General features: G+C 40.3%; 22 protein-coding genes, 1 tRNA gene and 1 pseudogene. 7 read left to right on the top strand and 17 right to left on the bottom strand.

Annotated elements, in window-relative coordinates; genetic code table 11:
- The first annotated feature begins 1 nt into the window (after position 1).
- Entirely contained in the window at positions 2-1315 is a 1314-nt protein-coding gene (locus F3G88_RS10030) for a sodium-dependent transporter (RefSeq protein WP_149716073.1), read from the top strand.
- A gap of 39 nt (positions 1316-1354) precedes the next feature.
- Here the strand turns inward: F3G88_RS10030 and F3G88_RS10025 are convergent, their stop codons facing one another.
- Positions 1355-1801, bottom strand: coding sequence for a DUF411 domain-containing protein (locus F3G88_RS10025; RefSeq protein WP_021090169.1), 447 nt, complete (start codon positions 1799-1801; stop codon positions 1355-1357).
- A gap of 109 nt (positions 1802-1910) precedes the next feature.
- Here F3G88_RS10025 and F3G88_RS10020 point away from each other — a divergent pair, with 109 nt between their 5' ends.
- The 4 genes from F3G88_RS10020 to F3G88_RS10005 all read left to right on the top strand — a co-directional run bounded on the left by F3G88_RS10020 (position 1911) and on the right by F3G88_RS10005 (position 4548).
- Positions 1911-2879, top strand: coding sequence for a putative transporter (locus F3G88_RS10020; protein WP_149716072.1), 969 nt, complete (start codon positions 1911-1913; stop codon positions 2877-2879).
- A gap of 249 nt (positions 2880-3128) precedes the next feature.
- Positions 3129-3932 (top strand): M48 family metallopeptidase, encoded by an 804-nt coding sequence (locus F3G88_RS10015; protein WP_149716071.1) that lies wholly within the window; start codon positions 3129-3131, stop codon positions 3930-3932.
- Positions 3933-3934: 2 nt separating this feature from the next.
- A complete protein-coding gene (locus F3G88_RS10010; protein ID WP_149716070.1) occupies positions 3935-4417 on the top strand; it encodes a GNAT family N-acetyltransferase in 483 nt (160 codons plus the stop codon).
- Between the two features lie 43 nt (positions 4418-4460).
- A tRNA-Ser gene (locus tag F3G88_RS10005) sits at positions 4461-4548 on the top strand.
- A 125-nt stretch (positions 4549-4673) separates the two neighbouring features.
- Here the strand turns inward: F3G88_RS10005 and F3G88_RS10000 are convergent.
- Positions 4674-5579: a hypothetical protein gene (locus F3G88_RS10000; protein ID WP_149716069.1), complete on the bottom strand. Its 906-nt coding sequence runs from the start codon at positions 5577-5579 to the stop codon at positions 4674-4676.
- Positions 5576-6022, bottom strand: a complete 447-nt coding sequence (locus F3G88_RS09995; RefSeq protein ID WP_149716068.1) for a Panacea domain-containing protein — start codon at positions 6020-6022, stop codon at positions 5576-5578. The genes F3G88_RS10000 and F3G88_RS09995 overlap by 4 nt, the downstream gene beginning before the upstream one ends.
- Before the next feature lie 235 nt (positions 6023-6257).
- Here F3G88_RS09995 and F3G88_RS10580 point away from each other — a divergent pair, with 235 nt between their 5' ends.
- Both F3G88_RS10580 and F3G88_RS09990 read left to right on the top strand, forming a co-directional pair.
- A complete protein-coding gene (locus F3G88_RS10580; protein WP_223228786.1) occupies positions 6258-6458 on the top strand; it encodes a hypothetical protein in 201 nt (66 codons plus the stop codon).
- The gene (locus F3G88_RS09990) at positions 6361-7833 is read left to right on the top strand and encodes a Na+/H+ antiporter (RefSeq protein WP_223228785.1); all 1473 of its coding nucleotides are present in this window, start codon (positions 6361-6363) and stop codon (positions 7831-7833) included. Before F3G88_RS10580 ends, F3G88_RS09990 begins: the two co-directional genes overlap by 98 nt.
- Here the strand turns inward: F3G88_RS09990 and F3G88_RS09985 are convergent.
- The 14 genes and pseudogenes from F3G88_RS09985 to F3G88_RS09920 form a co-directional block, all read right to left on the bottom strand.
- A complete protein-coding gene (locus F3G88_RS09985; protein WP_149716067.1) occupies positions 7830-8342 on the bottom strand; it encodes a chemotaxis protein in 513 nt (170 codons plus the stop codon). The genes F3G88_RS09990 and F3G88_RS09985 overlap by 4 nt on opposite strands.
- A gap of 96 nt (positions 8343-8438) precedes the next feature.
- Positions 8439-10553: pseudogene (locus F3G88_RS09980) on the bottom strand (TonB-dependent siderophore receptor).
- Entirely contained in the window at positions 10550-11632 is a 1083-nt protein-coding gene (locus tag F3G88_RS09975) for a PepSY-associated TM helix domain-containing protein (RefSeq protein ID WP_149716066.1), read from the bottom strand. Before F3G88_RS09975 ends, F3G88_RS09980 begins: the two are co-directional and overlap by 4 nt.
- 1188 nt (positions 11633-12820) lie before the next feature.
- Positions 12821-13228, bottom strand: a complete 408-nt coding sequence (locus tag F3G88_RS09970; protein WP_149712517.1) for a tetratricopeptide repeat protein — start codon at positions 13226-13228, stop codon at positions 12821-12823.
- A 133-nt stretch (positions 13229-13361) separates the two neighbouring features.
- On the bottom strand, positions 13362-14189 hold the full coding sequence (locus tag F3G88_RS09965; protein WP_103633393.1) for an ABC transporter permease: 828 nt from the start codon (positions 14187-14189) through the stop codon (positions 13362-13364).
- On the bottom strand, positions 14182-14835 hold the full coding sequence (locus F3G88_RS09960) for an ABC transporter ATP-binding protein (RefSeq protein WP_002941553.1): 654 nt from the start codon (positions 14833-14835) through the stop codon (positions 14182-14184). The genes F3G88_RS09965 and F3G88_RS09960 overlap by 8 nt, the downstream gene beginning before the upstream one ends.
- A 9-nt stretch (positions 14836-14844) precedes the next feature.
- Positions 14845-15744, bottom strand: a complete 900-nt coding sequence (locus F3G88_RS09955; RefSeq protein WP_002941641.1) for a NapH/MauN family ferredoxin-type protein — start codon at positions 15742-15744, stop codon at positions 14845-14847.
- 2 nt (positions 15745-15746) lie between these two features.
- Positions 15747-16208: a c-type cytochrome gene (locus F3G88_RS09950; protein WP_103559174.1), complete on the bottom strand. Its 462-nt coding sequence runs from the start codon at positions 16206-16208 to the stop codon at positions 15747-15749.
- Positions 16205-16756: a c-type cytochrome gene (locus F3G88_RS09945; RefSeq protein ID WP_149716065.1), complete on the bottom strand. Its 552-nt coding sequence runs from the start codon at positions 16754-16756 to the stop codon at positions 16205-16207. The genes F3G88_RS09950 and F3G88_RS09945 overlap by 4 nt, the downstream gene beginning before the upstream one ends.
- Entirely contained in the window at positions 16753-17430 is a 678-nt protein-coding gene (locus tag F3G88_RS09940) for a 4Fe-4S dicluster domain-containing protein (protein WP_149712520.1), read from the bottom strand. The genes F3G88_RS09945 and F3G88_RS09940 overlap by 4 nt, the downstream gene beginning before the upstream one ends.
- A complete protein-coding gene (locus F3G88_RS09935) occupies positions 17423-18679 on the bottom strand; it encodes a nitrous oxide reductase family maturation protein NosD (protein ID WP_148824022.1) in 1257 nt (418 codons plus the stop codon). The genes F3G88_RS09940 and F3G88_RS09935 overlap by 8 nt, the downstream gene beginning before the upstream one ends.
- Positions 18672-19427 (bottom strand): cytochrome C, encoded by a 756-nt coding sequence (locus F3G88_RS09930; protein ID WP_103574075.1) that lies wholly within the window; start codon positions 19425-19427, stop codon positions 18672-18674. Before F3G88_RS09930 ends, F3G88_RS09935 begins: the two co-directional genes overlap by 8 nt.
- Positions 19428-19509: 82 nt before the next feature.
- Positions 19510-22098 (bottom strand): Sec-dependent nitrous-oxide reductase, encoded by a 2589-nt coding sequence (nosZ, locus tag F3G88_RS09925; protein ID WP_021089247.1) that lies wholly within the window; start codon positions 22096-22098, stop codon positions 19510-19512.
- Between the two features lie 12 nt (positions 22099-22110).
- Positions 22111-22929: a PQQ-binding-like beta-propeller repeat protein gene (locus F3G88_RS09920; protein WP_149716064.1), complete on the bottom strand. Its 819-nt coding sequence runs from the start codon at positions 22927-22929 to the stop codon at positions 22111-22113.
- Positions 22930-23222: the final 293 nt, after the last annotated feature.

Genomic DNA, 23222 nt, shown 5'->3' with positions numbered 1-23222 from the left:
AATGAGCAAAAAGAATTTTTCATCACGCTGGGCGTTTATACTAGCCTCAGTTGGTTCAGCCGTTGGTATGGCAAATGTTTGGGGCTTTCCTTACAAGCTTGGCACAAATGGTGGTGGAGCATTTTTACTCATCTACATCTTTTTTGTGGCGCTTTTTTCTTACGTTGGCTTAAGCGCTGAGTATGCGATCGGCAGACGAGCAAAGACTGGCACGCTAGGATCATATAAATTTGCTTGGCAAAGTAGAAATTTAGGCGTCATCGGAAGTATCATCGGCTGGCTTCCACTTGCTGGCTCACTTTGCATAGCCATTGGCTACGCTGTCATCATCGCTTACGTGCTAAAGGCCCTTACTCAGGCGCTTACTGGCTCATTTATGAGCGTTGATACAAATGTTTGGTTTAATTCATTTGCACTTGCCGAGTACTCAGTCCTTCCATATCACTTCATAGTAATTATTGGCACGCTTCTTACGCTATTTTTTGGAGCAAAAAGCATCGAAAAGACTAATAAAATAATGATGCCACTATTTTTCGTGTTATTTGCCATTTTGGCTATAAATGTCGCGATGCTGCCAAACGCACTTGAGGGGTATAAATTTCTATTTATCCCTGACTTTAGCAAGCTTGAAGATCCGATGGTGTGGGTCACTGCGATGGGTCAAGCCTTTTTCTCGCTCTCTATCACAGGATCAGGCATGATAGTTTATGGAGCATATCTTTCAAAGGATGAGGACATCGTAGAAAGCGCCAAAACTACGGCATTTTTTGACACGCTTGCAGCCCTTGTAGCAGCACTTGTCATGATCCCAGCAGTCTTTGCCTACGCTATGGATCCAGCTGAGGGTCCAAAGCTACTTTTCGTAACGCTTCCTAAAATTTTACAAAATATGATCGGCGGTCAAATTTTTGCGATCATACTATTTACCGCAGTCATCTTTGGCGGTATCACCTCACTTCAAAATATGTTTGAGGTCGTGGCTGAGTCGCTTATGCATAAATTCCCGCGCCTTAGCAGATTTTGGGTGCTTGCGCTGCTTTGTGTGGTTTGTTTTGGGGTTGGAGCGTTTATGGAGCCTATTAGCAGCTGGGGACCTTGGATGGACTTTGTCTCTATCTACATCATCCCAATCGGCGCAGTCATCGGCGCAATATCTTGGTTTTGGATCATTAAAAAAGAAGAAATTTTAGACGAGGTAAATTCAGGAGCAAATAAAACTTACGGCTCATTTTGGTATTTTGTAGGTAAATTTATCTATGTGCCGATAGCCTTTTTACTCTGCATCATCGCCATTAGCAAGGGAATTTCTTTTTAACTTAGCCCATCAAAAGACGAGCTAAGTCTAAATTTGAAGTTATTTTAGCTTTTTAGAGCCGATGTAAGTAGCAAAGACCTCTTGCGAGCCATCTTTTTTAAAGAGTATGACATCGTATTGCTCGGCTTTGCCGCCTTGCTCCATACCTTGACTCTCCATAGGCATGCCAGGCACTGCGATACCAACGACATCTTTTGGTTTAAGCTCAAGCAGGCGCTTGACCTCATCAGCTGGCACGTGACCCTCGATAACGTAGCCATCAACGATAGCTGTGTGGCAGCTTGAAAGCTCTAGTGGCACGTGAAATTCTTTTTTGACCTTGACCATATCATCTACTTTTATGGTCTCTTCGCTAAAGCCAGCTTTTTGCATAGCATTGGCCCAGTTGCCACAACAACCACAAGTTGGGCTTTTATAGACCTTCATATCGGCCGCAAGCGCCAAGGTCGCACAAAGGCTAAGAGCTAAAAATGCAAATTTCTTCATCATTTTCCTTTACGTTAAAATTTGCAAAATGATATAGTTTTGGTTTAAATTTTATATAAATGCTTAAACCTTGCCTGCTATAATTGCCAAAATTTACAAAAGGTACTTTATGTTTTCATCATTTTTTAAAGACAAAAAATGGGCGCTTTGGGCTTACGGCGGAGTGATATTTATCATCTTACTACTTGTCTATCAAACGCATCTAAACGTCCGCATCAACGAGTGGTATAAAAATTTCTACGACATCGTGCAAAACTCAAAGGATCACAAAGTAGATGAGTTTTGGCGCGAGATATTAAATTTCATAAAGATCGCCATGCCTTACGTCGTGACCTACACGGTGATATCGTTTTTTGCGAGCCACTGGGTCTTTCGCTGGAGGGAGGCGATGACCTTTAAATACCTCAAATTTTGGCGAAACTGCCAAAACGACATCGAGGGTAGCTCGCAGCGTATCCAAGAGGACATCTACCGCTTTGCTAAGATCATGGAGAGCCTTGGCGTGCAGGTTTTAAAGGCGTTTATGACGCTCATCGCCTTTATACCGGTACTTTGGGAGCTAAGCAAGAGTGTGAGCCTACCTTACATCAAAGATATCAATGGCTCGCTAGTTTATATCGCTCTACTAATTAGCGTTGGAGGCCTCATCGTATCGTGGTTTGTAGGCATAAAGCTACCACATCTTGAGTATAACAACCAAAAAGCAGAGGCGGCCTTTAGAAAAGAGCTAGTTTATGGCGAGGATGATAAGCTCAAATTTTGCCAGCCAAACGTCATGCTAGAGCTTTTTACAGGGGTAAAGCTAAACTACTACAAGCTATTTTTGCACTATGGCTACTTCAACCTTTGGCTCATCTCGTTTTCGCAAATTCTTGTCATCGTGCCTTACATCATCATGGGCAATGGCCTATTTAGCGGTGTCATCACGCTTGGTGTTTTGATCCAAGCTAGCAACGCTTTCTCACAGGTCAGAGAGAGCTTTAGCGTCTTTATCGATAACTGGACGACGATAACGGAGCTAAGATCGGTCAATAAGCGTTTGAGAGAATTTGAGAGAAATATAGACTATAAAGCGTAGTGGGTTAAATTTATATATCAAAAAACTCAGACAAATTTTAAAATTTCATGAACGAGTAATTTCGGCTCTAAAATTTGAGCTAAGCGTTAAGCGAAGCAAAATTTTAGTAGTCAATTCTTGCGAGTGAATGAAAGTTTAAAATTTGCAAAAAGCCAAAACCCACCCAAAATTTAAATTTCTCCCCTCGTTTAACAATGCATATCCAACACAAGCTATAATACGCCAAATTTTAATCCAAAAAGGATGAAAATGAAAAAAATTTTACTTACGTTATTAACAGCTAGCATGCTTATCACTGGCTGCACGAGCGTCACAAAGTCAGGCGTTGTGGGCGCAGATCGCAAGCAGTTCATGCTAGTATCTTCTGAAGCGATGGAGCAAAGCTCGGCTCAAGCTTATGTCAAGACGCTCACAGCTGCTAGAAGCAAGGGCGAGCTAAATGTCGATCCGATCCTCACAAAAAGGGTTCAAGATATCGCAAAAAGGCTGATCGCGCAAACTGGCGTTTTCAGAGACGACGCCCTAAAATGGAAGTGGCAAGTAAATGTCATAAACGAAGATACGCTAAATGCTTGGTGCATGCCAGGGGGCAGGATCGTCGTTTATAGTGGTATTGTTAAGAAATTAAATCTAACAGATGCGCAATTAGCAGCGGTTATGGGTCACGAGATCGCCCACGCACTTAGAGAGCACGGCAGAGAGCAAGCTAGCACTGACCAGCTAACAGGCATTGGCATCCTTACAGTAGCAACTGTTGCTGGACTTGGTAATCTTGGAGCAAGTGCATTAGGTTTAGCTACGCAATACACCATCTCAATGCCATTTTCTCGCTCACATGAGACAGAGGCCGATCGCATCGGCACTGAGCTAATGGCAAGAGCTGGATACGATCCAAAAGAGGCGGTCGAAGTTTGGGTTAAAATGAGCAAGACGAATGTTGGCAAAATACCTGAAATTTTAAGCACTCACCCATCAAACGAGAGCAGGATAAAAGACCTAAAAGAGGTCGCAGCAAAGCTTGAGCCAGTCTATCAGGCGGCAAAAAGGGGTTAGGCTTGATCTCACGGGCAAAGCCGAGCGATCTTCCTGCAATCACGCAAATTTATAACGACTACATATTAGAAAGAAGTGCGACTGCGGATATGCACCCAGTTAGCACAAAGGAGCGAGAGCCTTGGTTTAACGCCCACGGCGGCTCGCGCCCTATCTTTATCTACAAAGAAAATGATGAAATTTTAGGCTACTGCTCGCTAAGTGACTTTAACCCCAAGATCGCTTACGATATAAGCGTAGAGATAAGCATCTATGTCGCTAAAAAGGCTCTTAAAAGGGGTATCGGCAAGCAGCTTTTAGCCCACAGCCTAAATGAAGCTAGAGAGCTAAATTTAAAAAATATCATCGCGCTAATCTTTAGCAAAAACGAAGCAAGCCTTGAGCTATTTTTGAAATTTGGCTTTGAAAAATGGGGCGAACTGCCGGGCGTTTGCCTGATGGATGGCGAGTATAAAGATGTCGTTATCTTGGGGCTAAAGCTCTAAAAGCCAAGCATTAAGCAAATGAGGATATAATCACCTTCTTCTTGGGTAGATGTCCGAGCGGTTTAAGGAGCACGCCTGGAACGCGTGTGTGGGGCAACTCACCGAGAGTTCGAATCTCTCTCTGCCCGCCACTACTTATAAGCAATTATAATCCTTTATAAACATCAACCTTTATTAACCAATTTTTTAAAATATAATTGATACCATTTCTATTTTATTATTTACAATATGCATTAAAATAATACAATTACTACTGTTAAAAGCGAGGAGAGGTGATATTAAAATTAATAGTAGAATTACTATCTTTTTGTTGTGAATATTTTTTATCATAATCTAAAGACTTAATAAGGCATATTGTAGCAATAAAAATTATTGTTATATTAAAAAGCCAAAGCTTAGAACAACATCCATTATTTTCTTTTTTACCAAAATGTATTTCTCTAATAAAGTTAAAAAGCAAATTTAGTATATTGACTATAAAAACGCCCAAGAAACATATAATTGCTACAAGTTTGAGAGTATTGGGTTTGTCTATATTTTGCAAAACAGAAGCAGAGAAAGACATATTTGCAACAAAAGCTATTATAATAGAAGCAAATATACCTAAAATAGCAACATAATTTGCCTGTGTTTTATCTATAGTAATTTTTACCTGTTCTATTTCTTTTTTTGTTGCTTGAATGCTATCTTTTGTTTTGCTTACTTCACTAGATTGTTCGTTTATTTTATTCTCAGTATTTTGAATATTTGTTTCTGTTTTTCTTATTTGCTCACTTGTAGTTGCCATAAATTGAAGCTGGACTGCCTCTAAATTTATATGATCATATAATTTAAACAAATGCCTTAAAAAATCTTCTTCATTTTTATCATTTTCTTTTAAATTCTTATTTATTTCAACATAAATGTCTAACAGCTTATTTGCAATTATAGTTATTTTGCTTATATCACCTTCTGATATTTTTATTAAAAAAGCATTAATAGACGAGTAGCTATGTCTAAAATTATCTTTATATACTTCTCTCAACTCACTTACAAAGCTGTCGTTTGGCGCATCTTCTATACAACATAAATTATTTAATATTTCGCATAACTTATTGTCACCATCTCTATTAAATCTAGGGTCTAATTTCTCTCCCCAGCCATATGGGTCGTTTGGATTCATTGTTTATTGTTTCTTATTTCTTTAGCAAAATCATTCATTAGTTCTCTTGAGATTTCCTTGTTGCAACTTTTGTTATGAAAAGCTTTATACCATGGGGTATCTTTTTTATGGCTTTTATCTACCAAATCCCAAACTGGGGTATCAGCAAGACTATCTATTTTATTATTTATCTTATCCAAGTAGTCATCAGGGAAATTCTCTTGGAATTCCTGCTTAATTACTATTGGACTAGCTGCCAACATAGAAAAATTTCTATAAACTGCCGGGACAACTGGACCATATTGCCAAGCTTCAAAATTATCATCTATGAGTCTTTCTTCAGTTTGAACAAGGAAAGTCATATCCAAGAAATATAATATTTTTTGGAGCTTTAAATTTGTTATAGGACGCCCTGTTTCAATGCATCTATTAATTACATGTGCTGCCACATCCATTGCTTTCATTTTTGCTCCTTTAGATAAAATTAATTGAATTATATAAAGAACTTTAAGACTTTTAAATGTCTAAAATAATTATAGTGGTAAAAATATGAATTAATTTATTTGTATATTATCAAAAAAAAGTCAAAAATATATTAAATTTTTAAAATAAGTCAAACTAAACAGATAAATATTTTAAACCTAAAGTGCTAAAATCTCCTAAATTTAATGCAAATTTATAAAACCAAAAAGAGACAAAATGATCGAACATTTGCTGCTATTTTTTGCACTGCTAGCCATCATCATCGCTTTAGTGATGGTCTCAAACCGCCTAAAGATCGCCTATCCAGTGCTATTGGTCCTTGGCGGGCTTGCCATTAGCTTTGTGCCAAATTTACCAAGTATCAAGATCGATCCCGAGCTTATTTTCATCGATATTTTTGCCGCCACTTCTTTATGAGGCTGCGTGGGCAAACTCGCTAAAAGAGCTCTATAAATGGCGCCGTACGATCGGCAGTTTCGCCTTTATCGTGGTTTTCGTAAGCGCAGCAGCAGTTGCAGTGATAGCAAATTTAGTGATCCCTGGCTTTTCGCTCGCTCTTGGCTTCATGCTAGGAGCCATCGTCTCGCCACCAGATGCGGTGAGCACGGCAGCTATCCTTAAATTTGTCAAAGCCCCACGCAGGATCAGCGCCATTTTGGAGGGCGAGAGCCTTTTAAATGACGCCTCATCGCTCATCATCTTTCGCTTCGCCGCAGTTGCGGTCACGACTGGACAGTTTATCTGGTATGAGGCAGCTGCTAGCTTTGTTTGGATGGTGGTTGGCGGCGTTTTGGCTGGTCTTGTAGTGGCACTTGCGGCTTATTTTTTACATAAAATTTTGCCAACTGATGAAAACAGCGACACGATAATGACGATCACGACGCCTTATATCATGTATATCTTGGCTGAGGAGCTTGGCGCTAGCGGCGTTTTGGCGGTGGTTTGTGGCGGACTTTATCTCTCTACTAAGAAAAATGAAATTTTTACCGCTTCAACAAGGATCCACGCGGTGCCCGTTTGGAACAACTTTATCTTTTTGCTAAACGGCCTTGCCTTTACCATGATCGGCCTTGATCTGCCTGAAATTTTAGCAGGCCTCAAGCGTAGCGGCGTCTCGCTCTTTGAGGCGGTCTCTTACGGCGTTTTAGTCACTGCTGTGCTCATCGTCATCCGTCTCATGGCATCTTATGGCGCTGTTTATATCACGATGTTTATGAAGCGCTATATCAGCGTGGCGGACGATCGCAACCCTGGCAAAGCCACACCTTTTATCGTCGGCTGGGCTGGTATGAGGGGCGTAGTCTCGCTGGCTGCGGCACTTTCTATCCCTGCCATGGCTGGGAGCGAGCCCTTTCCGCACAGAGACCTCATCTTGTTTATAACATTTGTCGTGATCTTGCTAACGCTTGTGCTTCAGGGCTTAAGCTTGCCACTACTCATCAAAAGCGTGAAATTTCCAGACTTTAACGACCACATGCCAAATGAGCTTGCAAGGATCAAGATCAAAAAAGCACTTGCGCAGGCTTCGCTTAAATTTAAAAAAGAGAAATTTGTGGGCGATGAGCATTTTTTATTTCAAAAGCTTGAAGAGGTTTGGAATTTCGAGCTTGAGAGCGAAAATTTTGAGATCAGCGACGAGACCAGACAGAGGTATTTTGAGATTTTAGAGGAGCAAAGAAAGGCACTTTGCGAGTTAAACAAAGATCCAAAGATCGATGAAGAGGTCATTAGGACGTTTTTATATCACATCGACCTTGAAGAGCAGAGGTGGCGTGCGCATAGCGAGCACTAAAATTTTCTCCCGACGCTGCAGCTTACCGCGCCGCAAAATCTCTTGCCAAATTTGGCCTCGACGATGAGCACAAGCACAAAAAATATCTTCTCATCATTTAGCCGTGCGATCTGGCGCAGGGTCTGGCTGGCGTTATTAAATTTAACATCATTTTCGCGCAAACTCTTGCAAAACTCAGTCTCGTCAAAGCCAAGCATGCGTGAAATTTCACTGATAGTGTAAGGCTCAAGCGAAGCGATGATGCGGTCCATGTTGCATATAGTTGGATTTTTGCGGTGTGTGATGACGTCGATTATCTCATTTACGAGCTTTACTAGCTTTCTTCTGCGGTTAAAAAGGTGCAAGATCACGGCACAAACGATCAAAGCTCCTGCAAATTTGTGCGCGCTCATCATCCACTCATTATAATCACCCATGGCGAAATTTAGCCCAGTAAATGCAAGCAGGCAGATCCCACAAGCAAGAGTGCAAACAAGACAAAATTTATATATCACTTCCACTTTAAGCAATGCAAATTCCTTAGTTTTCTTGAAATTATACACCTACTATGCAAAAAATGAAGAGCGCCAACTAGAAATTTAGCTGGCGCGTTAGAGTAAATTTAGCTAAAACTTATAGTTAAAGCTGAGATTAAATGTGCGTGGATCGCCATAAACCATCATGTTTTTGCCGATGCCTTCGTAGTATTTTTTATTAAAGAGATTGTCGATATTTAGCTGCACGTCAAAGTTTTTACCAAATTTATATCCAAACATCAAATTTGCCAAAGTGTAGCCCTTTTGTGTGATCTCACCTGCGCCTTTGCCAGTGTAAATTTTGCTCTTATACATAGCTCCAGCCCCTACTCTAAAGTCCCTAAATTCATACTTTGCAAATAAATTTGCCGTGCTTCTTGATGAGTCGGTGGCGTATTTCTCGCCATTAGCATCTTTTGTGTTAAAGTGCGTTGCACCAAAGCTTAGGCTTAAGTTTTTAGTGATCTCGCCGTTTAGATCTAGCTCGACGCCCTTGCTTGTCACGCCTTTGCCAGCTTCATATATGTCAGCATTTGTCGCTGGATTTTTCTTGCCTGTGTTTATGCCAAGCTTGTCTTGCACGATCTTAAAGACGCCAAGACTTGCTTGAAGCGCCCCGTCAAGATACTCGCCTTTGATGCCCACTTCATAGTCTTTGCCTTGGATCGGATCAAGATATTTGTCATTTGCATCTTTTGCGGTTTGAGGTTGAAATATACTCGTGTAGCTCGCATATAGAGTGTGGTTTGCTCCGATGTCGTAAGTGACGCCAAGATATGGCGTGATCTCATTTGTGAAATTTCTATTGTCTTTGCCGCCTTCGATCTCGTATTTGTAGTAGCTCACCCTAGCACCTAGCAAAAATTTAAGCTCATCGGTGATTGATAGTTTATTTGCCGCGTAAAATGCCTTTTGTATCGTTTTGTCTTTATTGTTTTGATCTTCGTAAGGGAATTTTGGATCATCAAGGTGCAAGTTTTTAAAATCAATCCTGCTTCTTGCCGTATAAGCAAGCCCAGCTGGCGTAGTCCTTTGCAACCAGTAGCTACTTACCTTATCGCTACTTTTTTTATAGTTGTTATACATCGCGCCAAAGACAAACTCATGGGATAAATTTGCTATCTCGTAAGGGATATTTGCGTACGCATCGACGTTGTGGATGTTCTCCTCTCTTTTGTTTGCATAGGCGCTAAGACCACCTATGTTGCCAGTGCCATCTAAATTTACTGCTCCGCCGTAGTAGAGTAAATTTGAGTCAGTGTTTGCCCGCCTAAATGAGTAGCTTAAATTTAAGCTTGCTTCATTTTCAAAGTAGTGTTTAAAATCAGCGTAGAAATCAAGCGTTTTTATATCCCATCTAGTCCAAGGCTGAGAGAAAATTTCATTTTTACTAAAATTTGTCCTAGAGCCATCTGTGTAAAATGCTGGCATGCCGCCCCATCTAACCCCGTGGCGTCTTAGCTCTTGATAAAACGCACCAAGGCTAAGCCATGAGTTATCGCCTATGTCGCTATCGACTACGCCGTAAATCGCGCTATTTTTGCGGTTATAATAGTCCATATAAGAGTGCGACTTCTCATGCATAAAAGATAGCCTTGCCCTAACGCTTCCGCTCTCATTTACTGGCGTTTGCACATCGCCATTTACGCCGTATCTATCGTATGAGCCAGCACTTAGTCCAAAATTTCCTTTTAGCTCCTTTGAGTCTGCTCTTTTTCTTATGAAATTTAAGCTAGCAGCTGGGTTGCCAGCGCCTGCAAGTAGGCCATTTGCCCCTTTTACCACCTCAACTCTTTCATAAGGTAGCAAGCTCATATCATATGCGCCAAGACTAAAGCCGCTAAAGCTAGGCATCGAATCAAGCAAGTAATAATCTATCTTAAAGCCACGAGCCGTCGGATATACGCGCTCGTCCATTTTGTTTAGCGTGACGCCTGGGACATTTCTAAGAAGCACTTGATAGTCCTTGATGCCTTGATCTTTTAGCCTTGCTTCTGTTAGCACAGTTAGCGACTGTGGCGTTTGACGAGAGGTTAAATTTAGCCTAGTTGTGCTCTTTACAAGCTCTTTTGCAAAGTAGTTTGCATCGTCTCTTCGCTCGCTCTCCACGACATCGACCGCTTATAAAACCTTCTCATTTTCACTAGCGTAAATTTGAGGCAATGCCAAATTTAAAGCAACTAAGCTAAGTAAAATTTTTTTCATTTTTTTCTCCTTTTAAATTTTCTAAACCACAGATAAAGCCCTGAGATACTCAAAACTAACGGCGAGATGCCCACTATAAACCAGATAAATTTTGTAGTTTGGTTGTAGTTTCCAAAGTGCGATCTTCTAAAGGCTGAGAGGATTTTCTCGCTTAAATTTGCATTTTTTATGTCTAGGACGCTAACTAGTTTGCCACTTTCTTTGTCGTAGGTGATAACGCTTGAGTATTCGTTATGCAAAAAGCTTTGCCATATCACGTAGCCAAAGATGCGGATGTTTGCCCCTTGCATGAAAGGCAGCGATATGAAGTGTGGCTCAAAGCCTTTTATATCCTTTTTGCTTCGCGCCACCAGCTCATCAAGGGATAAGCTCTTGTTATAAATTTTTGCGTCTATTACGAAGTCATCTTTAAACTCTGGCGTGCGTGCCATCTGAAATTCCCACCAGGCGCCACTTATGCAAATGAGAAGCAAAACTGGCGTGCAAAAAATGCCTATTATCTTGTGGATGTCGTTCATGAAAACATTTAGTCCACTTACGCGCAGTCTAAGCAGAGTTAGCCAAAATTTGCGGTAGATCACAAAGCCGCTAATGCAGATAAAAAATGTAAAAATAGCTGTTAGAAAAAGGATAACATTGCCACTTTTCTCAAGAAGAAGCTGCTCATGGATATGCGCTAAAACCCCGAAAAATCCCTCATCATGTGCCAGTGGCTCGCTCTTTATCTTGCCGTTAAAAGCGTCAAAATAGACAAATTTCCACTCTTTTTTGCTATCGTTATGCTCGATTAGCCAAATTTTGTCGCATTTTTTAGGGTTTGCATCGATGTTTATGCCAACCATCTCGTAGCCGCTAAGCTCGCTTGCGATGATATCTCTTAGCTCATCAAAGCTGATCCTTTTGTTCAAATTTTCTTTGTTTAAATTTACATTTACGATATTTGGGCGAAAAAGGCTGTTTAGCTCATCTTTATAAACCAGGATCGCGCCGCTAAAGCAAACTACAACAAGCGGGATAAAAAAGAGAAGCGACAAATACGCATGCACCTTGTAAAAAAGCTTTAAATTTAAAAATTTCACCCCTTTTGCCACCTTTTAAAAGTTAGTCTTGATAACAGCTTGCAATTTTATAAGATTTTTGCTTTTATAATTTTTAAAACCATTATCAAAATATAATTTTAAAAAGAAAGTGACGCTTGTGAAATTTGAGTTTAGAAAGGTAAAAATTTGATTTAAAAAAAAGAGACAACTCCTCTTTGTGTAAGCGGAAAAGCCAGAAAAGGGGGAAGCAAAGTCTTAACCGCTACAAAAAGGAGGGTCCGTTTAGGACGATGAAATGTTATTATTTAAATATAAATTTTAATGAAATTTTTAGTTAATAAAAAAGAAATTCTGCGTAATACTAAATTAAATCACGATATTTAGGCATTTACTAGAAAAATTTCTCTTTTAAAAAGGTAAAAATATATGCTTTGTATAAAAAAATTAACATTTGAAATTTTATTTTTATTACACCTAAACGTGTTTTATTTAGCGACGTAAAAAAGGTATCTCACTAAATGCGCTTAAAAACTCGGATAAATTTTAAAATTTCATGAACGAGTAATTTCGGCTCTAAAATTTGAGCTAAGCGTTAAGCGAAGCCAAATTTTAGTAGCCAACTCTTACGAGTGAGTAAAAATTTAAAATTTGTAAAATAGTTTCATTAAATTTGTAAATTCTTTTTATCCAAAAGGGTGACAAGGGGACTTGAATTTTGCTTCGCTAGCTCGCAACTGCGGGGCAGACACGAAGTCCGTCCCCTTATCTTCCTTTAGATCCCTCTTCTGCTCGCAGTTACGAGACGAAGTCGAAGTAAAGCCCGACGACGCTAGAAGTGGCATGCGTCAGTGCTACGCACTGCATGCGTTTTATTATAGAGCGAGTGAGTAAAGTTTTAAAATTTGCAAAATAGTTTTTTAAAAATTTAAAGTTTTATTTCTTTGTTAAGGGGGAAGAGGCTTGAATTACGAAGTCGCTCCCTTCCCCCTTAACAATCCCCTAACCCCGACGACGTTAGAAGTGCATGCGATAGCACTGTCGTGCCGCATGAGTTTTATGTGAGAGAATTTATAGTAAATTTTAAAATTTCATGAACGAGTAATTTTGGCTCTAAAATTTGAGTTAAGCGATAAGCGAAGCCAAATTTTAGTAGTCAATTCTTGCGAGTGAATGAAGTTTTAAAATTTGCGAATTTACTTCGTCATAGATATAAATGTTAGATAAATTTCAATTCTTAGGCACAAGCTCTAGGACGTTGCAAGCTCGTTTGCTGCCCATCTTGCAAGCTTTATCAAGGGCATTTGCAGATAGATCAAAGCTCTGCTCTACGCCGTTTCCTTGCAGATATTTTGTAGCTAGCTCATAGCAAGCTTCGCTGCTACCATTTTCACAAAGCGACTTAAAAACTTCGTAAGATTTAACCAGATCTTTTTCAACGCCAAGACCTCGCCCTAGCATGTCAGCATATAAAAAGCAAGAGGTTTTGTCTTTGTTCTCACACTCGCTTGAAAGCTTTTTAGTAAAGCTCTCGCAAGCTTTTGCGTCACTTTTATTGATGCAGTTTTGCATATTTTCATCCCAGTTTGCACTTAGAGATAAAATGGCAAAGGCTAAAAATAAAATGGATTTTTTCATAAATTTCCTTGAGAAAGATAAACCCCCTTTGGGGGAAAGGGGGTCATTACAAAAAGGAGGTTTCTTGTTGGACAAGTGGAATAATACAAGCCTCGTCTAAATTTAAAACCAACTCTTATTTAACAAAAAACAATCAAACAAGATCTCTCTTGCTAAAGCCCAAATAGCCGCAAACTAGCAAGATCGCGCCAAGCACTAAAGGATAGATGATCGCATAAGCTACGAAGGTCGCTTTTGAAAATGTGCCTAATATAAAGTAAGATGCAGTGCCGATGACTGCTAAATTTGGGTCAAAAAGGCTAAGTGCGGCTATCCTAAAAAGCTCGATCGGATTTAACATCGCGATAGAGTAGATGACATACTCATCGACTGAGCTTCGCATAAGCAGCCCAATGAGCGCTAGGTCGATAAAAGCTAGCATGATAAGCCAGAGCAAAAACGCCACGCCTTGACCTGTTTCTTGGTTTTTGATAAGGCTTGAGATGAAAAAGCCAAGCGATAAAAAGACGATACTTAGGCTAAAAAGCAGGCCAAAGTAGAGCACCAGCACGCTCCAAGGTATCGACACGCCCTTTATAAAGCCAACCACCACGCAAAGCAAAAGCGAGAACAAAAGCGGCACAAAAACGACAAATGTCCGCCCAAGCGCCTTGCCAAAGTAGTACTCTTTAAGGCTTAGCGGGAAGCTTAGCACGTATTCAAGCAGGTTTGTGTCCCTGTCTTGATTTATACTTCTAACGGTTGAGATGAGGATAAATATCGGCACGATGATGACGCAAATTTGTATAAACAAAAGTAGCGCCCTTGTTAGCCCAGAAAAGCCTAGCACGCGCGAGTCCGTCACTCCGCTAAATAAAAATCCTATCATCAAAGCAGAAAAAAGAAGCGCATAGATCGCAAACCACCTTGAGCGAAACGACTCTTTGACGTCTAGTTTTGCTATTAAAAAAAGGTTATTCACTCTTGCTCCTTAAATTTTCTTCTTTGATGATCTTGCCAAGGTCCATATAGACGCATCTATCAAGCAAATGAGCGATCTCATCTATGCGGTGCGAGATGAAAACTAACGTCTTTTTTTGCGTGAAGTTATCGAGCAAATTTTTAAAAGACTCCCTTGCTTTTACATCTAAATTTGCCGTTGGTTCGTCAAACATCAAGATTTCACTATCTTTGGCAAATGCGATGGCTATTAACATCTTTTGCTTCATACCACCCGAGAGCTTGTAAAATGACTTGTTTAAATTTGCATGCAGGTCAAGCTCCAAAAGCTTGCTAAATTTCTCAATATCTTCAAATTTTACATTTGAGCTTTTGCAGACAAACTCGCAAAGCTCACGTAGGCTAAATTTAAGTGGTGGCGGGGTTTGCGGCACAAATGAGATAAACTTTAGTGCCTCTTTTCTATCTTTTAGGGTATTTACGCCATTTATCGCGACGCTTCCACTATTTGGCACAAACTCGCCCAAGATGATACGCATGAGCGAGCTTTTGCCAGCTCCATTTTGCCCAAGTATCGCTATCTTTTCGCCAGCTTTTACATTTAGACTGACGCTATCAAGTATCTTTTGCGAGCCAAAAATTTTCGTTACTTCTTTTATATCTATCAAAAAATTTCCTTATATGAGTTTCTTAAAGCCGTTGTCAAATTTAAGCGCATCTTGGTGGCAAACGTCGATACACCTGCCACAAAGCGTGCAGTCAGCCCCAGCTATCCTAAAGAGCTTTTTGCTATCATCAGTTTTTGCACCCTTTTTTGTCATAAAAAGCACGTGTGGCACTAGGCAAACATCGGTGCAAACTAAGCAGTGATCGCACTTTTCTTTATCCCAACTGACCTTTATCGCATTTGGTTTAGCCAGTAGCGAATAAGTCGCTCCAACAGGGCAAACATACCTACACCACGCCCTGCGTGAGAAGAAAATTTCAACCACAAGCATAGCTACAACAAGCCAGATAGCGTGAAAGTAGCCATAGATGATAAATCTTGAAAATATCCCAACGACGTTAAAAATTTCAAAGACTAAGCTTGAGCTAGCAAAGCTAAGAGCCAAAAACAAAATAGTAAAGGCGTATCGCCACTTTGTGTCAAAAACTCGCGGTTTTACTATCTTTTTGGCGCGCAAATTTTCATGTATTTTCTCAGCTATCTCGCTTATAAGTGAGTATGGGCAAACCCACGAGCAAAAGCCCCTGCCACCAAAAATGATGTAAAAGGCTAAGATACTAAGCGAGCCAATGAGCAAATTTACATGAATTTCATGCGTTGCCAAAAAGACTTGCAAGCTCATAAAAGCGTCTGCTAGGTGAAAGCCAAGTATCCTTGAAGCGCTGATGTCGCCCTCTAAAATTTGCACATCGACCCTGTATGAGAGCACAAACAAAAGATGAACTAAAACGATGGTAAAAATTCGCCAAAAACGTATGCTTGGACGCTTTTTGCCATCTTTTGTAGTCGTTATTAGCGTGCTTAGAAAGCTTACGTTTCTAACGGTCGCACGAACGTTATATTTATCCATTTTTACTTTTTAAATTTAGAAATTTCATCAGCAAGGCTGTTTAGATCGCTGTCGCTAACATTTGTCAGCAAGCCCTTCATAAGCGTGTTTTGCACCTTGCCAGCCTTGTAATCAGCCAGTTTTTTTAGCAGATCCTCTTTGCTTAGATGAGTGATATCAGGCGCTACGACGCCCTTGCCATTTGCGCCGTGACATGGTGCGCAAGAGGTTAGGTATTGCCTGCTAACGCCTTCATTTTGCGTCTTAGCCACGCTTAGGCTTAGCTCTTTTACCTTTTTTAGCTCATCTTCGCTGGCAAATTCCTCGCTAGACTTTGACTGCTCTTTTGAGATATTTTGCTCCACTTTTGGCTGAACGCTAGCTTCTACTTTCTCCTTTTTAGGCGGAGTTTGGCTTAGCATAAACACCATGATGCCACATATCAGCACCGCTAAAATGATCGTTATGATTTTTCCGATTTTCATTGTTTGCTCCTAAACTGCGCATTAAAATCGCTTATCTCTTTGGCTAATTTTCTAATCTCACTCTCATCCATCTTTTTAACAAGATCACGCATTAGCACATTTACCTTCTCTTTGTTTTTATAAGCGTTTATCATCTTGAAAATTTCATCCTCGCTCTTTGTTAGAAGAGATGGTCCGATGATGCCATTTGCATAGTCATCGTGGCAGGCTGAGCACTTAGTGATGAAGTCCTTGCTAAGTCTGCCCTTTATAAGCCTTAAATTTATAGTTTGAAGCGGGCTTTTTACCATGGCAAGCGCTCCGATCTGGCGGCTTACGTTGTTATCTTCAAGACCAAATTTGACGCTTTTTTCGCCGTGCATGTCGTATTTTATAAATTCATTTTGCTTATTTGCACTCTCGTTGTTTTCATTTTTTTCGACCTTTATGCTAGCACTTGTCGCCGCATTTGCGCCTTGCTCGCTAGCAGCCTCTTGCGCTTTGTCCCCGCTCTTTTCACAGCCGACAAATATCAATGCAGCAGCTATTAAAGGTATTATTGCTCTCATTTTTTCTCCTTGTAAATTTCATCATAACTCATCTTTGGGGCGATATTTATGATCTTTGCTGGGCAGACCTCAGCGCAAACGCCACAACCCACGCAGCCATTTTTTATAAGTGGTAAATTTGCCTCGCTCATTGCTATCGCGCTATCGCCAACTGGACAAAGCGTGACGCAAAGATCGCAAATTTGACCGATCTTGCCTTTTATCTTATCTTTTAGCGCCTCTTCTCTGTCGTTATAAGCTTTGCGATCAAGCAGATGTTTAACGCCAGCTTCGCTTAAATTTTCTCTTTTCACGCTCAAACAGGCCGCCGTGTCACTTAAAACTGCAACGCCCATTTTGACATCACCCACGACCTTTGTGGCGTGATCGAGCGCACCGCTAGGACAGGCTAGCACGCATGGGAAAAGGTCACACAAGTAGCAGCCTCGCTCTTTGGCGTCGATGTGAGCTGAGCCACTTGAGTAGCCATCTTCTATGTCAAGTAAGCTTATACTGTGATAAGGGCAGACTTGCACGCACTGACCGCATTTTACGCAAAGATCATCAAAGTCATCAACAGCACCTGGAGGTCTAAGATAGAGTTTGTCGCCACTACCTTTTGGCAAAAACTTGCCTATGGCGTATCCAGCCACCGCTGCGGCTGAGCCAATTATCATAAAATTTCTTCTATCCACGTTTCGCCTTTAAAGCGTTGAAATTTGAAACATCAAGCGGTTTTATCCTAGGCGAACTATCTTCAAGTAGCTTTATCGGCTCAGAAAATGGAGCGAGTTTGGCTAAGAAATTTAAGACGCTAAAGACGCTTGAGCCATAGAAAAACTGCAAATTTGGATAGTACTGCCAAAGCTGATCGATGTATGAGAGGTGCAAAAATGGCGTATCGCCGTAGCCATTTTTATCTCTATCAAAGCTCTCATACTCATCATAATAGTTCTTGCTCCACCTATTTAAAAGCATCTTTTCGCCCGGGGTGTCGTTTACGACGATGTCCATGTTACCGATAAAGTCGTTGTTTTCAAATATACTTGTGCCTTGCGTGGCGTGAAAATAGACGCCAACTACGTTGTGTAAAATTTTATTACCTATAAAATTTATAGTTGATCCCGGCTGAAAGGGCGAGTTATCAAGCAAGATGCCACGCGCATTATAGATAAGTGTGTTATTTTCTATCGTAAAGTCAGACACGTCCTTTAGTCCGATGCCGATGCCAAAGGCGCCGTCGCTATCCATAACTAGGTTATTTTTTATATTTGAGCTAGCCGAATACATAAAAAACATACCAACAGCGTTGCCGATAAATTCGTTATTTTCGACTAAATTTTGATTAGCATACATAAAATGCAGCGAGTATCTGCTGCCAACTGCTTTGTTGCTTAGAAATTTATTGTGGCTTGCATACCATGCGACCATGTCACGGCTGTCGCGGATGTTGTTGCGCTCGATCAAATTTTCGTGGCTATACCAAAGTCTCACCGCATCGCCTCTAAAGCCAAGGCTAGCGCCCTTTTTTGAGGTGATGTTGTTTTCAGTGATCTTTGAGCTACTGCACTCTTTAAAGTCAATCCCAAAAAGCACGTCGCTTATGTCGTTTTTAGAAATTTCAACGTTATTTGCCTTGTCACAGCCTATGCCAGCGTCAAGCTCGCCAAGATCGTTGCCACTGCCACTTATCTTTAAATTTTTAAGTGTCACGTTTGAAGCGATGATCTTTATAACGCTGCCCTTACCATCCCCTTTTATGTGGGCATTTTTGCCCTCGCCGATGATCGTAAGAGGCTTATTTATCGTTATGCCCCCTTCATAAACGGCGTCGCCTAGTTTTATCACATCGCCAGGGCTAGCGTTATTTATCGCATCTTGAAGGACGTTTGCAAAGCCAAAAAGTGGCAAAAAAACAAGGGCAAATTTAGAAAATTTACGCATTTAGCTCTTTTTTCTTTGAAAAAACTGCAAGTATGCAAAGCACGCTCATCACCATCATCATCCAAAAGCCGATAGTTGGATATGAGTGCGTTGTAAAGTGCGCCACGCTACCATCGCCTAAGACTGTTGGCATAAATGGCTTAATCTTAAATGCACCCCACTCTTGCATATTGTGTCCGTACCAGTATAGCCAGCCCACAAATGCACTCATAAATAGCACAGGTGCTATGATGGTTGGCACCATGAGAAGCGAGTTAAATTTACCGTCATAGTATAAAAACGCAAGCATGCAAAGTGTGGCGATAAGTAGATAATAAGGTGCGATGGCTCGCTCGACATTGCCACCATGCTCCATAGGATACATGCCGATGTAGTGGTTTATCGTATTCATCTCATGCACGTCGCCGCTATATCCATCTACGTGAAAATATACTGGGATGCCATCTGGAAAGGCTGCCTTTGGGTAGTTTGGCGCTTCAAGAGATACGTACCAGATAGGAAGAGATGGCGTGCCGATCTCTGCTTTTTGCTCGATCATCTTATGAAGATCACTCGCTACTTCTTTTGGCAAAAGGTGGTTTTTATACTGAAATGAGCTATAAAGATCGTAGATAGTGTAAGCATAAGATGGTAGCTCATCGCCATTAGCTATACGCTCTTTTGCTCCGTGCCAGCCAAGAACTGGCAGAGTAAAACAAACGCTCATAATGATAAGTGCAACAATGGTATAAATTTTATATTTACTCATAATCTCTCCTTTAAATTTTAAAATTTAGCCTAGCAAAAAGTTAAATTTTAAAATTTAAAAGGGGCAAAAATGCCCCTTAAAACTACATGCCTGCGTTTTCGTCTATCCATTTTAGATACTGGATGATGTTTTTGATCTCTTCGTCACTCATGTGCTGATTTGGCATTCTAAGTTTAAAGAAGTCAATCATCGCTTTAACGTAGTCATCGTTATAGAATTTAGCAGGGTCTTTTATGAAGTCTGCTACCCATTTTTCGCCGTTTTCATGTCTTAGCAAGACACCAGTTAGGTCTGGGCCTGAGCTTACTTGACCGATAACGTGGCAGCCATTACATCCGCCTTTTAGATAAGCCTCTTCGCCTTTTGCAGCAGCTGGGCTCATCGGAGTTGCGATCTCTTTAGCTAGGTTGTTTTTAGCTCTTAGACCAACGTCAGCAGTTTTTACCATGTATTGCCATACTTGGTACTCCCAAAGGATAGCGCCATTTACGTCGCCTTTTTTGTAAGCTTCGTCAGCTTTAGCTTTTACCTCTTTGATGTGGCCGTATTGATCAAGTGCGTCATCAACCAAAGCTTTTACTTTTGGATATTTCTCATAATGTTTCTCTTTTAGGTATTTAACAACCTCTTGGATAACATCATCAGTTGCTTTGTTAGTTGCGATTACTTTGTCGTACTCAGCTTTTAGAGCCTCTGGGCTTAGAGTTTTTAGCTTGCTATTTTTTGCAGATTCATATTTTTTATTTGGATCTTTAACAAGTAAGTAACCCATCATCTCTAGGTGAAGTGCTGAACAAAACTCGGTGCAGTAGTATGGGAAGACGCCTTCCATATCAGCTACGAAATTTACTGAAGCAGTTTTACCAGGCTCTAGTGAAGCGTGGATGTTGTAAAGGTCGATGCCAAAGCCGTGAGTCTCATCTTGAGCGCGCTCTAGGTTTGTTAGGTGGATAGTTACGTTATCGCCTTTATTTACCTCGATGTGCTCTGGGTTGATGTGGCTTCTGATCATTGTCGCATAGACAGTTACGTTTTTGCCGTTTCTCTCAACTCTTTCTTGACCAGCTAGAGTTGCGTATGGGCTAGCCTCGCCTGTTCTTGAGTTTGTACCCATGTTGTATGTAAGCGCTGGAGTTAACTTGCTAGCAGCGATTGAGACAACGTCGTGTGGCTCACCAAGTGGGATAGGCATATCATAGATTAGCTCCATTTTTGGACCATTGATGTCTATTAACTGGTGGTTTTGTGGATGGAGTGGGCCAACTGGGTTGAAGCGATCGATTGAAAGTTTATCAAGAGCGATTGCATATTTGCCAACTGGTTTTGCTGATTTGCCTTCCATTGTGTCAAGGTGACCGATGTTGTAATGAACATTTACTTTATCAAGCACTTTTAAATTTTTGTAGTCCCATTTTACGATTTGGCTATCAACGTAAAGTGAAGTATAGACTACGCCATCTTGTGAGTCAAATGATGTATGCAGTGGTCCAAGGCCAAGTTCTACTTGTCCGTGCATTGTCTTTTCTCTATCTAAGATAGGTATGCCGTATGGGTCAGTGCCAGCGTACTCTTTTTTGTCGATTAGCTCTTTGATCTTTTTAAAGTCATAAACTGATGCGTGAGTATCAAGTTTGCCGCCAACGATGATATATCTACCATCTGGTGTTACGTCACAACCATGTGGGCTCTTTGACTCTGGGATCAAAAATAGTGCTCCAGCTTTTACAGCAGCTTCTATCGTGACCACTCTGTGACCATTTACAACCTTGTAGTTTTTCTTATCCTGTGCAAGTTTTTCTAAAATTTGCCAGTTATAAACGTGTAAGAAGTCAGTATCATTTCTACTAGCACCTGCCTCAAATGGAGGAAGACCTTTTTCGATACCACCTGTATACATCTCGCTATTTATTGAGTTTGTAAAGCCCCAGCCGTAGCTCTCGCCCTTACCAGCGTCGCTTAGGTCTTGCCAGTATGGAGGAAGCTCAAGTGAGAAAGAAGCTTTTTCGTCGATCTTGCCTTTTGGATAGTCAAATTTCCAAAATGTCACAGCGCCTCTATAGACAGCTTCGTAGTCGTCCATTGAGTGATAGTTATCATCAAGTGGAGCTGCGTACTGGCTAGCTTCGATGACGTACTCGCTATTTGGAGTGATGAAGCTACCGCCGTGCTCACTCTTCATGATAGGGTTTACGACCATTTGAGTTGTCTCAAAGTCTTTTAAATTTATAACAGCGATCCTTGGGTTTGCTTTGTCGTTGATAAATAGATAATCACCAACATACTCACCATTTTTCTCAGTGAAATTTGGGTGGTGCGTATCGCCCCAAGTTATCTCTTTGCCCCTGATGTTGCCTTGTTTTAAAACAGCTTTTGACTCATCGTCATAGCCATATCCTTGCCAAGGCTCTGGGGTGAAAACGCCGATGTATTTGTAAATTCTCATCGACGGAACGCCATAAACTAGTACTTGACCACTCTGCCCGCCAGATGAAAAGACGATGAAATCATCTTTTTTACCGCTTGGCTGGTAAGTCTTAGCAGCTGCAAGGACATCTTTTTCGCTTAGCCCACGCTCTTTCATGACTTTTTCAAGGTCACTACTAGCAGCACAAGCAGCAGTTAAAGATAGCCCAAGCAGTGCAGCACTTGCGACACAAAATAACTTTTGCATTTACTCTCCTTTTTAAAATGAATTTATCTCTAAACTCTTTGTCTTATTGCCTAGATCCACGCCAACAAGCACGTTTTTATCTATAAAAATTTCTTTTATCTCGCCACTAAAAAGCTCTTTTTTGCCTTTTAGCTTAAAGCTTTTGTCAAATTTATAGATCACTCCGTCCTCGCTAGCTACTAAAACCTCATCTCCCGCGCAAGCAAGAGCTGAAATTTTAGATCTTAAAACTTGCTTTTTAGCTCCACTTTTAAGATCTAAAATTTCTCCATTTTTAAAGCCTATGAAAATTTCATCATCACTAAATTTACAAGCGCTCACTGGCGCAAAACCAACGTTTTTTTGCTCTTTTACATCAAGCTTGCTATCAAGCAAAAATGCCTTGCCATTAAAGCTAGTAAAAAATGCTCCCTCACCAAGCGGTAAAAAGCTAGAAATTTTATAAACATTGTTAAAATTTTTTGATATAAATTTTTTAGAACTCTTGTCAAAAATGGCGATCGTTACGACATTTGCCATATCGCAAGCGACGTAAATTTTATCTTTTTCTAGCAAGATATTTGAAACCTTACAGCCAACATTTGGCAGAGCAAATAAAAATTCCTTCTCGCTAGCTACCTTTACGATCTCGTTGTTTAAATTTGCAACGTAAAAAGAGCTCTCATCAAAAGCACATCTTTGATCTTTGTAAATTTTCTCCTTTAAGCCTAGGCTTTTTGTCTCGCCATCTTTTACAAAGATGATGTTTTGACTATTTTCATCGACGAAACAGCCCTTACCCTCGGCAAAAAGCGCTATCAAAGATAAGCTAAGACATAGCAGAAATTTCATTATCTAGGTTGCTTTCATCGTAAATTTAAAATTAACAAAAATATACATATTCATATCTTAAAAGCAAATTAGAAGTTAATTTGTTTTCTTAAGCTTTTAAAGAAAAATATCAATAATTTTTTTTAAATTTTGCTATTTACAATAAATAGACTTTGGAATTTAATGGATAGAAATATATTTTTAATAAAATTTATTATCTATAAAAATTCGTATTTTAGGTATTTTTTGCATTAAAATTTAAATTATAAATATTTATTTAAAAAAATTATTTAAATTATATAATTATATTAAGA

The organism is Campylobacter concisus (assembly GCF_902460675.1).
Lineage (GTDB): Bacteria > Campylobacterota > Campylobacteria > Campylobacterales > Campylobacteraceae > Campylobacter_A > Campylobacter_A concisus_AJ.
The sequence above is the reverse complement of the archived record's forward strand: the minus strand, read 5'-3'. Positions and strand labels throughout refer to the sequence as shown.

Excerpts from the sequence above, each read along its gene's own strand:
- F3G88_RS09950 (WP_103559174.1), bottom strand. The coding sequence starts at position 16,208 with ATGAAAATCGGAAAAATCATAACGATCATTTTAGCGGTGCTGATATGT.
- F3G88_RS10030 (WP_149716073.1), top strand. The coding sequence starts at position 2 with ATGAGCAAAAAGAATTTTTCATCACGCTGGGCGTTTATACTAGCCTCA.
- F3G88_RS09970 (WP_149712517.1), bottom strand. The coding sequence starts at position 13,228 with ATGAAAAAATCCATTTTATTTTTAGCCTTTGCCATTTTATCTCTAAGT.
- F3G88_RS09995 (WP_149716068.1), bottom strand. The coding sequence starts at position 6,022 with ATGAAAGCAATGGATGTGGCAGCACATGTAATTAATAGATGCATTGAA.
- nosZ (WP_021089247.1), bottom strand. The coding sequence starts at position 22,098 with ATGCAAAAGTTATTTTGTGTCGCAAGTGCTGCACTGCTTGGGCTATCT.
- F3G88_RS09930 (WP_103574075.1), bottom strand. The coding sequence starts at position 19,427 with ATGAGTAAATATAAAATTTATACCATTGTTGCACTTATCATTATGAGC.
- F3G88_RS09920 (WP_149716064.1), bottom strand. The coding sequence starts at position 22,929 with ATGAAATTTCTGCTATGTCTTAGCTTATCTTTGATAGCGCTTTTTGCC.
- F3G88_RS09945 (WP_149716065.1), bottom strand. The coding sequence starts at position 16,756 with ATGAGAGCAATAATACCTTTAATAGCTGCTGCATTGATATTTGTCGGC.
- F3G88_RS10000 (WP_149716069.1), bottom strand. The coding sequence starts at position 5,579 with ATGAATCCAAACGACCCATATGGCTGGGGAGAGAAATTAGACCCTAGA.
- F3G88_RS10015 (WP_149716071.1), top strand. The coding sequence starts at position 3,129 with ATGAAAAAAATTTTACTTACGTTATTAACAGCTAGCATGCTTATCACT.
- F3G88_RS10025 (WP_021090169.1), bottom strand. The coding sequence starts at position 1,801 with ATGAAGAAATTTGCATTTTTAGCTCTTAGCCTTTGTGCGACCTTGGCG.
- F3G88_RS10580 (WP_223228786.1), top strand. The coding sequence starts at position 6,258 with ATGATCGAACATTTGCTGCTATTTTTTGCACTGCTAGCCATCATCATC.
- F3G88_RS10020 (WP_149716072.1), top strand. The coding sequence starts at position 1,911 with ATGTTTTCATCATTTTTTAAAGACAAAAAATGGGCGCTTTGGGCTTAC.
- F3G88_RS09955 (WP_002941641.1), bottom strand. The coding sequence starts at position 15,744 with ATGGATAAATATAACGTTCGTGCGACCGTTAGAAACGTAAGCTTTCTA.
- F3G88_RS09935 (WP_148824022.1), bottom strand. The coding sequence starts at position 18,679 with ATGCGTAAATTTTCTAAATTTGCCCTTGTTTTTTTGCCACTTTTTGGC.